We start from the raw sequence: 14,752 nt of genomic DNA, 5'->3' as shown, positions 1-14,752 counted from the left end.
CCACCTCGTCCCCGTCCCGTCGCCCGGCCGGTCGGGTGTCCGGCGACCGGGCCCGGGGACGCGGTGTCCCCGGCCCGCGCACAGTGGCAGGGCGGCCGGGCCGCCGTGGCCGAACGGCGCGGACCGTTCGCGACCGGGAACGCCGCCCGGGTCACCGCACCCGGTGCAGCGAGGCGACGACCTCGACGCAGGCGGGTGCGACGGGGGCGGCGGCGGGCCTGCGGCACCCGGCGACGAGCTGGTCGGAGCCGTCGAACACGACGTGCCAGTCGACGACGGTCCCGTCGCCGGGGTCCTCGCTCCACCGCAGGACCGGCCGCCCGCCGACCGTCGCGGTCGCCGGGCCCTCCCCGCCGACCAGTGCGGCGAGTTCGCGACGGGCACGGTCGGGCTCGCGTCCGGCGTCGTAGCCGAGCGGGCTGCGCTCCAGCACGAGCAGGTCGGCACCGTCCGGGCCGCCGACCGGGGTGAGCAGCGCCCGTCGACGCTGCGGGTCGCCGCCGGTGTGCTCCCAGCCGGTGGGCAGGGTGGCGGCGTAGCCGTACTGGACGACCGTCGCCCCGGCCGGTGGCACCGGGCGCGGGCCCGCCAGGAGCAGCCCGGCGCCGAGCAGGACCGCGCCCAGCACCCCGGCGACGACGATCGCCGCCCGGGCCCGGTCCGGGTCGTCCGCGGGCGGGGCGGCGGGGCCGGGCGCCCCGGCCGGTCCCGGCTCCGCCGGGCCCGCTCCCGCACCGGGGTCACCGGGCCACGGGGCGGCGCGGCCGGCGCCCGGGCCGGGACCGGGGTCGCCACCGGGGGCCGGACCGAGCTGCGTGCCCGGCCCGAGGTCCGGCTCGGTGCCCGGCCCTGAGCCCGGCCAGGTGTCCGGCCCGGTGTCGGTGGACACACCGGCCCCGAGCACCGCCGCCCCGACCACCGCAGCCGCCTCCGGACCCCAGGGCTCGCCGCCGGCGGGGCGCAGCCCGGCAACACGCACCGGGCAGGGCAGAACCGGGCACGGCAGAACCGGGCGGGGCGGCCGGGCGCCGGCACGATCCGCGGGCCGCGCCGGGTCCCGGCCGTCCGCGCACCCGGCCGCCCCGGGACCCGGCCCACGGTCGTCCCCACGACGCTCGGGGCGGGGACCGGACCCGGCGCGCCGGTCCGGGGTGTACATCGCAAGGAGCGGGCCGGGCGTCCCCGCGGCCACGACCAGCTCCGCACCGGTCGCCCGCACGAGCGCCGCGAGACCCGCGGGGTCAGCGAGGTCGGCGAGGTCGGCGAGGTCGGTGCCCGGCTCCGCCACCGGCTCCGGCACCCCGTCGCGCACGAGGGTCACGCCGTCGTCGTGGACGACCAGGACCGGCCCGTCCGGCAGCTCCGGTTCGGCCGCGAGGACCGCGACCGCGGCCGGGACCACCAGCACCCGCGGACCTCCGGGGAAGGCACCACCCGCCGTCGTCCCGACCCGGACGACGACGCCGGGCGGGTCGTCGCCGAAGAAGTCCGCGACGGCCGTCGCCGGGGGTGTGCCGGGTGGGGCCGCGGCGACCAGGCGCAGCCCGCCGGCGTCGGCGGCGGCGAGCAGCACCGCGTCGCGGCGGTCGTGCACGGCGACCGCGACGCCGCTCACCCCGGCTCGGTCCAGGCCAGCTGCACCCGGCGTGCCCCGGCCCGCCGGTCGACGAGCACGGCCCGTCCGGGCGGCATCGGGCCGGGGCGGACCTTCTCCAGCAGCGCACCTTCGTCGGGGCTGCCGGAGCCGACCAGGCCGGGGGCGCCGAGCTCCCGCAGCCGCCCGAGGACCGGGTCGAACAGCGCCCGCCCGGCGCCGCCGGTGCGCCGCGCGAGGACGACGTGCAGCCCGACGTCGCGGGCCTGCGGCAGGTACTCGGCGAGCGCGAGCAGCGGGTGCGTCCCGGTCGACCCGGCCGCGGGGACGACGAGGTCGTAGTCGTCGACGAGCAGCCACACGTCCGGTCCGCTCCACCAGGACCGTTCCCACAGCTGGGCCGGGGTGACGTCCGGACCGGGCAGCCGCCGTCCGAGGGAGCCCGCGATCTCGGCGCAGGCGTCGGTGGTGGCCTGCGCGGTCGAGGTGTGCGCGAGCAGGTGGCTCTGCGGGATCCCGCCGAGCAGCGTCCGCCGGTGGTCGACGACGACGATCCGCGCCCGGTCGGGCGTCCACCGCGCGGCGATGCCGTGGGCGAGGGTCCGCAGCAGCGTCGTCTTGCCGCCGCCGGAGTCGGCGAAGCAGAGCAGGTGGGGCTCGTCCGGGTCGAGCTCGACGGTGGCGAGCCGGTCCTCGTCGACGCCGAGCGCGGGCCCGCGGCCCGGTCCGGGCGGGAGCTCGGCGACCTCGATCCGGGCGGGCAGCAGCCGCACCGGGCCGACCGACGGGCCGTCCCAGGCGTCGTCGATCGCCCGGGCGGGATCGACGCCGGGGACCAGGCAGGGCGCGGCGAGGACGGTGGCCTCGCCGTCGGCGGACAGGCCGTGCCCGGGCAGCGCCGCCACGGCGGCGGCACGACGCCGGTCCACCTCGGAGTCCGACGGGTCGCCCAGCCGCAGCTCGACGCGGCTGCCGAGCTGGTCCTTGAGCGCCGGCCGGATCTCGGCCCAGCGGGCCGCGGACAGCGCGAGGTGCACGCCGTAGGCGAGCCCGCGGGCGGCGAGCGCGGTCAGCTTCTCGTCCAGGTCCTCGAACCCGGCGCGCAGCGCCGCGTAGCCGTCGACGACTAACAGCAGGTCGGTGGCGGGCACCTCTACGAAGCCGCCCGCGGCGCGCCGGGCGCGGAACTCCTCGATCCCGGCGACATCGTGCGCGGCGAACAGCTGCTCGCGCTCGTCGACGGCGGCGACGGTCTCGGCCACCACCCGGCGCACCAGATCGGTGCCGCGGCGGTCGGCGACGGTCCCGACGTGCGGCAGCCCGGCCAGCGGGGCCAGGATCCCGCCGCCCAGGTCGAGCACGTGCACACCCAGCTCGGCCGGGGTGTGGGTGAGCGCGAGCGCGGTGACGACGGTGCGCAGCGCGGTCGACTTCCCCGACCGCGGCCCCCCGACGACGGCGAGGTGCCCGGCCGCGCCGGACAGGTCCAGCACCAGCGGGTCGCGCCGCTGGGCGTAGGGCCGGTCGACCAGACCGATCGGCGCGGCGAGCCGCCCCACCGGCCCCGGCGCGCACAGCCCCCGCCCGGTCCGGACCAGCGGGTCGCCCAGCACCATCGGCAGCGGCGGCGGCTCCGCGAGCGGCGGCAGCCACACCCGGTGCGCGCGCGGGCCGGGCCCGGACACCGCCTCGGCGATGCGGTCGAGAACGGTGCCGGTGGGTGCCGGCTCGGGGTCCGGTGCCGGGAGCTGCGCCGAGGCGGGCAGCGCCACCGGGCCCGCGCGGAACGGCAGCGCGACCCGCAGTGCCCCGGGGGCCCGTCGGCGCGCGGGGCGCGGGGTGTCCGGGCCGGAGACGTAGGCGGCCCGGAAGCGCACGAGCTCGTCGGTGCCCGCGGACAGGTACGCGGCGCCGGGCGTCGGCGGGAGCAGGTGCGCGTCGGGCACGCCCAGCACCGCGCGGGACTCCGCGGCGGAGAACGTGCGCAGCGCGATCCGGTAGGACAGGTGCGACTCCAGGCCGCGCAGCCGGCCTTCCTCCAGGCGCTGCGAGGCCAGCAGCAGGTGGATCCCGAGGGAACGGCCGAGCCGGCCGATCGTCACCATCAGGTCGATCATCTCCGGCCGCTGGGCGAGCAGCTCGGAGAACTCGTCGACGACGACCAGCAGCGACGGCAGCGGGTCCAGCGGCGCCCCGTCCCGGCGCAGCGCGTCGTGCTCGGCCAGCGACGACAGGTTCCCCGCGGCGCGCAGCACCTCCTGGCGGCGGGTGATCTCCCCGGCGAGCGCGTCGGCCATCCGGTCGACCAGGGTCAGCTCCTCGGCCAGGTTGGTGATCACCGCGGAGGTGTGCGGCAGCCCGGCGAGCCCGAGGAACGTCGCGCCACCCTTGAAGTCGACGAGCACCAGGTTGAGCTCCTCGGCGGTGTGCGTCGCGACCAGCCCGAGGACCAGCGTGCGCAGCAGCTCGCTCTTGCCGGAGCCGGTCGCGCCGATGCACAGCCCGTGCGGCCCCGCACCGCCCTGTGCGGACTCCTTGAGGTCGAGCAGCACCGGTCGGCCGCCGCCGTCGGTGCCCAGCGGGACCCGCAGCCGCTCCGCGGGTCCCCGTCGCGACCGCAGCACCGCGACGCCGCCGGAGTCCGTCGTGGACAGACCGAGCAGCGACGGCAGCCCGGCTGCAGAGCTGTCCACACCGGACGTGACGGCGTCGGCGGTGCCGTCCGGGCGGTAGCGTGCGAGCCGCCGCGCCAGTGCCAGCGCCTCGGCGACGACGAGCCCGTCGGGGACACCGACCTCCCGGCCGCCCGGCCCGCCCCGGCGCAGCGTGCGCACGCCGTCGGGCCCGGTGCCGGCGGCCAGGCGCAGCACCGACGCCGCAGGTCTGCGCCCGCCCGCAGGGCCCAGCCGCAGCACCGTCACGCCGGGCAGCCCGGCCCAGGCACCGGGGGTGTCGGCCGCCCCGTCCAGCACGACGAGCAGGTGCTGCTGGGCCGCGGACGGTTCGTCGACCCACCAGCGCCGCACCCGGTCCGGGTCGTCGGTGATCATCCGGACCGGACCGACGGCGTCGGAGCGCCGCGGGTGCGCCACGTGCGGCAGCCACTTCGCCCACTCCCAGCGCGCGGCCGCACCCCCCGGTGCGACGACGGCGAGCCGCGCGTCGTCGGGGCCGTGCCAGGTGACGTACTGGGCGACCAGCGCCCTGGCGAGGTCGAGCACCGGTGCGGCGTCCGGGTCAGGCTCGAGCCAGATCGTCGCCGACGCGCGGGTGTCGACGGCCACCGGGAGATCGTCCACCGTGGACCAACGGCGCAGGAACCGGCGCAGCGCCAGCGCGGACAGCGGTTCGAGTGTCTCCATCGGACCGGTGTGCGGCGCGGTGAGCCGGGTGGCGAGCCGCTGGGTGCCGCGCCCGGCGCGCAGGCGGCCGAAGTCGTCGTCGCCGGGGCGGCGCTCCCACAGCCGGTCCGCGGCGAGCACGTCCGGCCAGGCCGCCGGGTCGGGGTGCACGGTCTCCAGCGCGTGCCGCTGCTCGGCGGCGATCGCGCGGGCCCGCCCGCCCAGGACGTCGAGGTAGCGCAGGTAGTCGCGGCGGTCCTCGTCCATCGTCGCGGTGCGTGCTCCGGCGCCGCGGCCACCGCCGGCCAGCATGCCCAGCGCGGACAACGCGAACATCCCGCCGAACAGCCACGTGCTCGTGTCCCCGCGCCCCAGCACGACGAACAGCAGCGCCCCGCCGACCATCGCCAGCGGCAGCAGGCGTTGCACGAGACCGCCGGGGACCGGGCGCTCCGGCTCGGGCGGCGGTTCGAGCACCAGCTCGCCGCCGGGCAGCTCGGGCACCGAGCGCCGCGGACGTCGCATCCCGACGGTTCCCGCCATCGCCTGCCTCCCGTTCACGGTTCTCCCGAACGCCCACGGCGGCACCGGGGCCGTCGGATACTCGCAGCCGCCCCGGGCCCGCCGGGGCCGTTCGGAGAGATCCGTCAGGGAGCCGCTCGTGACCTCCGTCCTGCCCGTACCGGCCGCGACCGACCCCGGCGACGCGACGTCCGCCGCCACGTCCGGGCCCGTACCCGGCCGTTGGACCCGGGTCGGGGTGCACACCCCGCGCGGACGCCTCGACGTGGCGCTGCCTGCCGACGTCGCCGTCGCCGAGCTGGTCCCGATGGTGCGTGAGCTGCTGGGCCGCGCCACCGCGGACACCCCGCAGGCGTGGCGGTTCACCGGCCCCGCGGGCGGACCGCTGCCCGCCGCCGCCACCCTCGACGAGCTCGGCGTCCGCGAGGGCGAGCTGCTGCACCTGGGCCCGCCGCGCCCGGCGCCGGCGCCGCCCGTCCTCGACGACGCCGCCGAGACCGTCGCCGGTGCGGTGCGCGAGGCGGCCGACGCCGCCGGGACGGCGCGCTGGTCCGGCACCGCCGCGGCCGTCCTGGCGACGGCCGCCGCGGGCGCCGTGCTGTCCACGGTGGACGGACCGTGGCGGCCGTGGGCGTGCGCGCTCGCCGCCGCGGGCGCCGCCGGTGCGCTGGTGGTCGCCCACCGCGGCCGCCACGACGACCGGCTCACGACCGCCGCCGCACTCTGCGCGGTCCCCGCCGCGGCGACGGCCGGGCTCACCGCGCTGCCCGGACCGGCCGGGGCGGGGGCGCTGCTGCTCGCCGCCGCCGGGGCCGGACTGGCCGCCGCCGCGGGCCAGGCGATCGCCCGGGCGGTGTCCCCGGTCCTGCTCGCGGTGGCCCTGGCCGCGTCCGGGACCGCCGTGGCGGCGCTGGCCCGGCTGCTGCTGGAGGCGCCGGTGACGGCTGTCGCCGCCGGTCTCGCGGCCCCGGCGCTGGCCGCCGGACCGCTGCTGCCCCGGCTGGCGCTGCGCCTGGCCGGGATCCCGGCCCCGGCGGTCCCGACCGATGCCGACTCCGTCGCGGGCGCCGAGCAGGTGCTGCCCGGCGCGGAGCTGACCGCCCGGGCCGGGCTCGCCCGCGGGCTGCACACCGGGACGCTGGCCGGCACCGCGGTCGTCGCCACCGGGGCGGGCGCCGTCGCCGCGACGGGGGGCTGGACCGGTGGCCTGTTGCTGGTGGTGACGGCGGCGGTGCTGCTCCTGCGGGCCCGTGCGCTCGTCGAGCCAGCGCCGGCCCGCATCCTGACCGGGTCCGCGGTGGTCGCGGTCGCCACCGCCGCCGTCCCGGCAGCGCTCGCGCTGGACCCCGCGCCGCGGCTCGCCGTGGCGGCCGGGCTGCTGCTCGCCGTCGGTGTGGGGGCCGCGGCGGCGCGGGCGACGCCGTCGCCGCCGGCCCGCCGGGCGCTCGACGTGTGCGAGCTCGTCCTCACCGCCGCCGCTGTGCCCGCCGCGCTGGCCGCGATGGGCCTGTTCTCCCTGGTCCGCACCCTGTGACCGGACCGGACCGGCACCCCGCTGCCGCCCCACCGACGGCGGCACCGATGCGCCGAGCGGTGCCGCTGCTGACGGTGCCGCTGCTGACGGTGCCGCTGCTGGCCGCATCGGTCCTCGCACTGCCCACCCCGCCCCCGTCGCCCGGTCCCGTCGCCCCCGCCATGTCCTGCGCCGTCCACACCCCCTGTGGGGTCGTCACACCCCGCGCAGCAGGTGTGGGAGCAGGCGAAGGGGTGTGGACGCGGCCGGCCGTCGCGGCCGCCGAGCCCGGGCCGCCGGGACCGGCCGACGGGTTGCGGCAGACCCGCGCCTGCACCCCGCCCGGCGACGACGGCCCGGGCGCCGCCCGCGGTGCGGTCCCGCAGCCGCCACCGGGGCTCGCGACCGGCGCGGGGCAGCTCGTCGCCGTCGTCGACACCGGGGTCGCGCCGCTGCCCCGGCTGGCCGGACGGCTCGTCGGCGGCGGGGACTACCTCACCGGCGGCGACGGTCTCACCGACTGCGACGGCCACGGCTCCGACGTCGCACTGCTCCTCGCCGGGGCCGCCGACCCCGTCACCGGGCTCGGCGCGGGCATGGCGCCCGGCGCACGGATCCTGTCGCTGCGCCAGTCCTCGGGGCGGTTCGCCGTGCGCGGCACCGACGGCGCCGAGCGGCCCGCCGGCGAGATCCGCACCCTGGCGGCGATCGACCGGGCCGTCGCGCTCGGTGCGAGCGTCGTCAACGTGTCCGAGGTGGTGTGCGTGCCGTCCGCGCAGGTCGACTCCGCGGGGGGCGCACTGCGCGAGGCCGTCGACGGCGCCGAGCGGGCCGGGGTGCTGGTCGTCGCCGCCGCCGGGAACATCGACGAGACAGGCACCTGCACCGGCGACCCGGACCTGCGGCCGCTGCCCGCGTCCTACGACTCGGTCCTCGCCGTCGGGGCGGTCGACGGCGACGACGTCCCCGGCGACTTCTCCGTGCCCGGTCCCTGGGTGGACCTCGCCGCCCCGGGCCAGGACCTGCCCCGCCCGTCCGGACCGGACGGCGCGGTGGTCCGCGGGACGTCGTACTCGGCACCGCTGGTCGCGGGGACCGCGGCGCTGCTGCGCGAGCGGTTCCCGATGCTCACCCCACGCCAGGTCGCCGACCGGTTGCGTGCCACGGCCCGCCCCACCGCGGGCGACGGCCGCACCGGCCACGGAGTGCTCGACCCCGGGGCCGCGCTGACCGCCGAGCCGCTGCTCCTGACCCCGGACGGTCCCGCCGGTCCCGGCGACCGCACCGGCCCACCCGGGGCAGGCCGGGCACCGCTGCCGCTCGCGACGACCCCGCCGCCGGACCTGCCGGCAGTGGCCGGGGTCGGGGCGGTCGCGGCGGTCGGCGGGGCGCTCGTCGCGGCGCTGGCGGGGCTGCGGCGCCGGCCCCGGCGCCCCTGAACCTCCGGGCCTGGGCTTCCGCCTCCGTGCGCGGCGGACCCCGTGTGGAGCCGATCCGTGCGCGGCGGCGCACGGTCAGCCCGGCAGGTCCGCGACCTCCCTCGCCGCCGCGACGCTCAGCACGCCCGCCCGCGGCAGCAGCCGCACCATCTCCGCCGGGGCGTCCCCCGCCACCCCGATCCCCAGCGCCCGCCCGGTCTCGGCGTCCGCGACGCCGTGCACCGCGCCGGAGGTGGCGAGCAGCAGGCGCGTCCCGCCGTCGCCGTCGCCGGTGTCGGCAGGCCCGGTCCGCAGCGGCCCCGGGCCGGTCCCCGGCAGCACCACGGTGTCGAGGGCGGGCCCGGCGTCGTCGGCACCGGCCAGGCGTACCCGGACCGCCCCGGGCGCGACCGGCTCCTCGGTCCCCGCGACGAGTGCGCGCCGCCCCTCGCGCCAGGTCCCGCACAGCACCGGCGGCACCTCGGTCACGGCGGTCACCTCGGCTCCGGCGGCGGGCCAGGCCTCGGCACCGGGGACCCGGGTCTGCGGGACGTCGTCGACCAGGCCGGGCGGCAGCGTCGCCGGCTCGGCCTGCCCGGTCCGGGAGCGGACGGCGTCGGCGAGGGTGACCGGGATCCGGGCGAGCCCGCCGTCGATCACCAGGAAGTACGTCGACCCGGCGCCGAGCGACTGGCTGCGCACGACCTCCCCGCTCCGTCCCAGCCCCGCGACGGGAGTCGGCTCCGGCGTGGGCACCCGCAGCGGCGCGCCCTCCGGGATCGCGGAGAGCAGGCCGTCGCCGACCCGGCGGACGGGCGCGCCGAGCAGGCCGAGGCCGTCGAGGGCGTTCCGGTCGGCCGGGTCGAGCCGGTGCCGGGCGCCGTCGTGGACGAGGTAGGTGGCGCTGCCCTCGGCGGTCAGCAGGACGACCGGTTCCGGAGCGGCCGGCGCGGGGCCGAGCGACCCCGCCAGCACCGTCGTGGTGCCGGCGCCGGCGCCCTCACCGCGGGTGTCGCAGACCGCCCACGCGGGCGGGACCGGGACCCCGTCGAGCGGGACCCCGACGGTGCCGGGCACCGCGGCGGGTGCGGTGCGCGGCGCCGCGGCCAGCGCGTCGTCGGGCACCGGGACGGGCACGGCAGTGGCGCCGTCGTCGCGTCCGTGCGCGGCCAGGACCAGCCGCCCGGCGACCGGGTCGGGCACCGGCACGAGCAGCTCGGACCGGTCGGGGGCACGGACCACGGCGTAGAGCACACCGCTGCGCTCCCCCTGCACCAGCGCCCGGGAACGCCAGTCGGTGGCCGGGTCGACCCGGGCCAGCAACGCCGCCACCCCGAGCGCGAGCAGCCCGACCAGCACCCCGGCGAACACCGCCCGATGCTGGGACCGGATCTGTTCGTGCCGCGGCACCGGGTCCGCGCGCACCAGGGCGGCCTCCATCCGGCGCACACCGAAGCGGTGGGCGTCGACCTGGTCGCGGGTCGCCGGAGCGCGCTGCACGCGCGCGGGGGCGGGATCGGTGCGCACCGCACGAACGGTAGGACGGCCGCGGCCCGACCGGACCCGATCCGCGGACGCTGCGTAGAAGTACGCCACCTGACCGCTGCGCGCGGCCCGGGCCGGTGCTGCGACCGTGGAGCCGGGTCAGGCCTCGCGGACGGGACGGCGCAGCTGCTCGGCCAGGGCGCCGTCCTCGCCGAAGAGGGTGTCGCGCCAGCGCTGCTCCAGCGCGCGGGTGTCGTGCCGGTCGGGGTGGAAGCGCGGGTGCCCGAAGACGGGCATCCGGCCCAGCACGCGGCGCAGGAACTGGCCGCGGCCGAACAGCAGGCGGTAGCCCTCGCGCAGGTCCCGCGGCCGCCGCCAGACGCCCTGCTGCACGAGCAGGTACACCCACCCGAACACGAGGTGGCGACGACCAGCGGTGCGGCCCGGCCGCGCTCGGGGCCGTCGGTGCCGATGAGCTCGTAGACGTCCCAGGTCACGGACTTGTGCTCGAGCTCCTCGAGCGCATGCCAGTGCCACAGCTCGCGGATGTCGGCGTGCACCCGCTCGGCGAACTCGTCGCTGCCGAGGATGTCCTCTGCCATCACCGCGGTGAAGTGCTCCATCAGCGCGGTGCAGGCGAGCTGCTGACGCGGGGAGGTGCGGTCGAGGACCTTCAGGGCGAGCGCGACCGCCGCCTCCGGCACGTGCACCGGGAAGCCGCGGGAGCGAAACGCCTCGTTGAGCCGGTCGTGCTCGCGGCTGTGGATGACCTCCTGCGCGGTGAACCCGGCGACCCGGGCGCGCAGCTCCGGCTCGGTCACCCGGTCCCGGAAGTGGATCACCGAGCGGACGAAGAAGTCCTCCCCCGGCGGGAAGATCGCCGAGAGCATCGCGAGGAACAGCGTCGCGGTCGCGTTGTCGGCGTAGGCCCAGCGGGCCATCTGCTCGGGCAGCCGGAAGTCCAGGTGGCGTGGCGGGATGCCGACGTCGCCGCCGGTCAGCCTGCGCGGACGCGCGCCGGTTCCGTCATTGGTCGCCGTCTCGGTCACGTCGGTCCTCCGGTCGTCGTCGACGAGCGGGCCGCATCTGATACAGAAAGTATCCCGTACATTGCGTACCCCTTACCGGCCGATCATGGGTGGCGCCGGGCGCGGTGTCAACCAGGAGCGGGATGATGGCCGGGTGAACGGATCCGTGACCCCCGGCGACGGCCGCGCCCGCCGCTGGGCCGGGCAGCGGGCGGCCCGGCGGGCCGAGGTCGTCGAGGCCGCGATGGCCGCGATCGCCGAGCACGGACCGGAGGCCACGACCGAGCAGATCGCCGGTCGGGCCGGGGTCCCCCGGCCCGCGCTGTACCGGCACTTCGACGGCCTGGAGGACCTGCAGGGCGCGATCGCCGAGGCCGCGCTGGGCCTCTACTCCGAGGCGCTCGCACCGGTGTGGAGCCCGCGCGGGACCCCGCGGGAGATGCTCGTCGCCGCCATCGCGGCGCACGTGCGGTGGCTGGCCGCGCACACCGAGCTCTACCGCTACGTGCTGCGCGCCGCCGGGGTCACGACGGCCGTCACCGACATCCGGCACCGCATCGCCGACCGGATGACCGGCCTGCTGACCGGGGGCTACCCCGGGCTGCCCGCGACCGTCGCGGCACCGCTGGCCGCCGGCGCGGTCGGGCTCGTCGACGCGGCGACCGAGCGCTGGCTCTCCTCGGCGGACCCGCTGCCGCTCGACGAGCTCGCCGAGCACCTCGCCCGGTGGGTGTGGTCGGTGCTCGACGCGGCGCTGCGCGAGGTCGCGATCGAGCTCGACCCGGACGTCCCGCTCACGGCGGGCTGAGCGCTACTCCGCGACGCCGATGTCCTCGTTCCACAGGTCGGGTCGCTCGGCGACGAACGCGGTCATCATGTCCACGCAACGCGCGTCGTCGAGCACCTGCACGCGCACCCCGTGCTCGGCCAGCCAGTCGTGGCCGCCGTGGAAGGTCCGGGCCTCCCCCACGAGCACCGCGCCGATCCCGAACTGCCGGATCAGCCCCGAGCAGTACCAGCAGGGCGAGAGCGTGGTGACCATCGTCGTGGACCGGTAGTCGCGACGGCGGCCCGCGTCGCGGAACGCCGCGGTCTCGCCGTGCACCGTCGGGTCGCCGTCCTGCACGCGACGGTTGTGGCCGCGTCCGAGCACCTCCCCGTCCGGTCCGACGAGTGCGGCGCCGATCGGGATGCCGCCCGAGGCGAGCCCGGCCCGGGCCTGTTCCACCGCGACGTCCAGCCAGCTCGGATCCATGCGCGCGAACCTATACCGAGATCGCGTCGAGGCGTTCGCGCAGGAACGGCGCGGACACCACCGGCTCCAGCGCCGTCCGCCCGAGCGGCGGTGCCAGCGGCGTGACGACGGCGTCGTGGTCCAGCTCGAAGAAGAACACCAGCGACACCAGGTCCTCGGTCGGGGCGTGGGTCTGCGGCGGCAGCACCCGGTGCCGCCCGGCCAGCCAGCGGTGCCCGGTCCAGTGCGCCAGCAGGTCGCCGACGTTCACCGTCAGCGCACCCGGGGTGTACGGCGCGTCGGTCCAGCCGTGCCCCTCGACGTCGACCTGCAGCCCGCCCGCCCCGGGCTCCCGGTCGAGCAGGGTGACGGTGCCGAAGTCGGTGTGCGGGCCGATCCGGAACTGACCGGGCAGCGGTGTCCCGGTCTCGGTCATCGGCGGGTAGCGGTTGATGTTGAACGTCCACGTCGGGTGGGTCGCGAGGTCGCGCAGCGTCGACGGCTCCTGCCCGAGGGCTCCCGCACACAGCTCCAGCAGCGCACCCGCGACGCGGGTCATCGCCGTGCAGTAGGCGGTCACCGCCTCCCGCAGCGCCGGGACCTGCGCCGGCCAGACGTTCGGCGGGAACCACACCGCGTCGACGTCCGGGTCACCGGTCGGCGCGAAGGGGCCCACCGCGAAGGACTCCTTGAGGTCGGGCGGGGAGTCACCGCCCTCGACGCGGTCGTTGGCCTCGACACCGGGAGGCAGCCATCCCCGCCCGCCGACGCCGACCGCGTAGCCGTGCTTGACCTGCTCGGGCAGCGCGAAGAACTCGCGCGCCGCGGCCCGGACCGCCTGCGCCGCGGCGTCCGGCACGCCGTGCCCGACGACCTGGAGGAACCCGGCCCGTTGCAACGCCATGTCCACCGCGGCGGGGTCCGGCGCGGCCAGGTCCACGGTCGGGATGAGCTCGGTCACCGCGTCCCTCCGTGCGTCGCGACGGCGGTGCGGCGCACCAGGAGCGCGTAGAGCCCGGCCGAGAGCACCAGCCCGACCAGGAAGGTCACGTCGCCGATCCCGGGCAGCAATCGCGGCACCAGCCCGGTGAACAGCTCCTGGTTGGCGAACAGCAGCACCGACACGACGACGCCGACGCCGAGCGCGATCGGGCCCGCGTGGTTGCGGTACGTGCGGTCGTAGAGCAGATCGGGGTCGGTCGGGCGCAGCCACTGGTCGGTGAGCACCACGCCGAGCCACGGCCCGACCCAGTACACGACGACCAGCAGGAACGCCTCGTACCCGGCCGCGGCGTCGCCGAGTGCGACCAGCGCGATCACGAACCCGACCGCCCCGAACGCCAGCGCGACGACGGCCCGCGCCCGCGCCAGCGGCACGTCGATGCCGAGGGCGAGGAACGCCATCGCCCCCGAGTAGACGTTGAGGACGTTCGCCGCGACCGCCCCGACCGCGATGGCGACCAGGGTCAGCACGGCCAGCCAGCCGGGCAGCAGGCCGGTGTAGTTCGCGACCGGGTTGTCCGAGTCGAGCCCGGCCGCGGTCGCCGCCCCGACCGACGCCGCGCCGACGGACATGAACACCGTGGTGGACAGGAACAGGCCGCCGCCCGCGGCGAGACCGGTGGCCCGCGCCGACACCGAGCGGGGCAGGTAGCGGGAGTAGTCGGCGGCATACGGGCTCCAGCCCGCCGAGTACCCGACGACGGCGCCGACGGTCAGCAGGAACCCGCCGACCCCGCCCACCCCGTCCGGCGACGCGGCCGCCCCCGGGTCCGACCCGAGGAGCACCAGCACCGCCCCGACCCCGAGCACGAGGGCGAGCAGCGGGAACGCGAGCCGCTCGAAGGCCTGCACCAGGTTGTGCCCGAAGAACGCGACGGCGACCTGGACGACGACCACCGCCACCAGCCACGCGACCGTCCCGCCGCCGGTGATCGCCGACAGCGCGAACGCGGCGCTGACGCTGTTCACCGCGAACCAGCCGAAGCCCGAGGTGATCGTCATCAGGGCGGCGGGCAGCGCGTTGCCACGGTGGCCGAAGGCGAGCCGCCCCAGCACCATCTGCGGCACGCCGGCGGCCGGTCCGCGGGCGGACAGGATCCCGTGGGCGATCGCGGCGAGCAGGTTCCCGACGACGATCGCCGCGATCGCCGCCGGCACCGTCTGCCCGAACGCCGTCACCGACAGCACGCCGACGAAGATCGTCGCGAACTCCAGGTTCGGCGAGGTCCACGTCCAGAACAGCTGGCGCGGCCTGCCGTGCCGCTCGGAGTCCGGTACGGGCTCGGTCGAGCCCGGTTCGACGGCGACGATGCGGTCGCCGTACCCGCGGTCCGCGGCCACGCCGACGGTGTTCTCGGTGGTCATCGGGTCACTCTGACTCCCGGGACACCCGAGACGGAACCTCGGTAACCGACTGTTGACACGGGTTGGGCCGTCCGGTCGGTAATCCTGCGGATTCCGCCGGCGGGCCCGGTCCGCCACGATCGTCGGCATGCGGACGAACCTGAACGTGGCCCTGCAGGCCGGCGCCCTCCTGGTGTCAACGGCGGGTTGGGAGTAACCCCGTAACGACGGATTGGGACTGACCCCCTTGTCGGGTGTTCAGTCGTTGCTG

10 protein-coding genes and 1 pseudogene are annotated in these 14,752 nt (G+C 78.0%); 3 read left to right on the top strand and 8 right to left on the bottom strand.

Annotated features, from left to right (window positions below):
* Window positions 1-151 precede the first annotated feature (151 nt).
* Both FVA95_RS33675 and eccCa read right to left on the bottom strand, forming a co-directional pair.
* A complete protein-coding gene (locus tag FVA95_RS33675) occupies window positions 152-1,615 on the bottom strand; it encodes a type VII secretion-associated protein (protein ID WP_149663763.1) in 1,464 nt (487 codons plus the stop codon).
* Window positions 1,612-5,478, bottom strand: coding sequence for a type VII secretion protein EccCa (gene eccCa / locus FVA95_RS08780; RefSeq protein ID WP_149663762.1), 3,867 nt, complete (start codon window positions 5,476-5,478; stop codon window positions 1,612-1,614). Before eccCa ends, FVA95_RS33675 begins: the two co-directional genes overlap by 4 nt.
* A gap of 118 nt (window positions 5,479-5,596) precedes the next feature.
* Between eccCa and eccD the strand changes: the two genes are divergently transcribed.
* Together eccD and FVA95_RS08770 are read left to right on the top strand one after the other, a co-directional pair.
* Complete coding sequence (gene eccD / locus FVA95_RS08775) at window positions 5,597-6,991, top strand: type VII secretion integral membrane protein EccD (protein ID WP_161992238.1); 1,395 nt, start codon at window positions 5,597-5,599, stop codon at window positions 6,989-6,991.
* A complete protein-coding gene (locus FVA95_RS08770; protein ID WP_149663760.1) occupies window positions 6,988-8,409 on the top strand; it encodes a S8 family serine peptidase in 1,422 nt (473 codons plus the stop codon). Before eccD ends, FVA95_RS08770 begins: the two co-directional genes overlap by 4 nt.
* Window positions 8,410-8,484: 75 nt before the next feature.
* On the opposite strand, the gene eccB is transcribed toward FVA95_RS08770, so the two are convergent.
* The 3 genes and pseudogenes from eccB to FVA95_RS33855 all read right to left on the bottom strand — a co-directional run.
* Window positions 8,485-9,915, bottom strand: a complete 1,431-nt coding sequence (eccB, locus tag FVA95_RS08765; protein WP_161992237.1) for a type VII secretion protein EccB — start codon at window positions 9,913-9,915, stop codon at window positions 8,485-8,487.
* Window positions 9,916-10,032: 117 nt separating this feature from the next.
* A complete protein-coding gene (locus FVA95_RS08760) occupies window positions 10,033-10,290 on the bottom strand; it encodes a metal-dependent hydrolase (protein ID WP_149663758.1) in 258 nt (85 codons plus the stop codon).
* A gap of 62 nt (window positions 10,291-10,352) precedes the next feature.
* A pseudogene (locus tag FVA95_RS33855) lies at window positions 10,353-10,814 on the bottom strand (metal-dependent hydrolase); the annotation flags it as partial.
* Window positions 10,815-11,055: 241 nt separating this feature from the next.
* Here FVA95_RS33855 and FVA95_RS08750 point away from each other — a divergent pair.
* Window positions 11,056-11,709, top strand: a complete 654-nt coding sequence (locus tag FVA95_RS08750; protein WP_240051366.1) for a TetR/AcrR family transcriptional regulator — start codon at window positions 11,056-11,058, stop codon at window positions 11,707-11,709.
* A gap of 3 nt (window positions 11,710-11,712) precedes the next feature.
* Here FVA95_RS08750 and FVA95_RS08745 read toward each other — a convergent pair whose 3' ends face one another.
* The 3 genes from FVA95_RS08745 to FVA95_RS08735 are packed head-to-tail and all read right to left on the bottom strand — an operon-like array spanning window position 11,713 to window position 14,502.
* Complete coding sequence (locus tag FVA95_RS08745; RefSeq protein WP_060710562.1) at window positions 11,713-12,156, bottom strand: nucleoside deaminase; 444 nt, start codon at window positions 12,154-12,156, stop codon at window positions 11,713-11,715.
* Window positions 12,157-12,166: 10 nt separating this feature from the next.
* Complete coding sequence (locus tag FVA95_RS08740; protein WP_240051365.1) at window positions 12,167-13,096, bottom strand: isopenicillin N synthase family oxygenase; 930 nt, start codon at window positions 13,094-13,096, stop codon at window positions 12,167-12,169.
* Window positions 13,093-14,502 (bottom strand): cytosine permease, encoded by a 1,410-nt coding sequence (locus tag FVA95_RS08735; RefSeq protein WP_149663757.1) that lies wholly within the window; start codon window positions 14,500-14,502, stop codon window positions 13,093-13,095. The genes FVA95_RS08740 and FVA95_RS08735 overlap by 4 nt, the downstream gene beginning before the upstream one ends.
* Window positions 14,503-14,752 lie beyond the last annotated feature (250 nt).

This window comes from Pseudonocardia sp. EV170527-09 (genome assembly GCF_008369905.1).
Classification (GTDB): Bacteria; Actinomycetota; Actinomycetes; order Mycobacteriales; family Pseudonocardiaceae; genus Pseudonocardia.
Note: the sequence above shows the minus strand (reverse complement) of the source record. Positions and strands in the feature narration are given on the sequence as shown.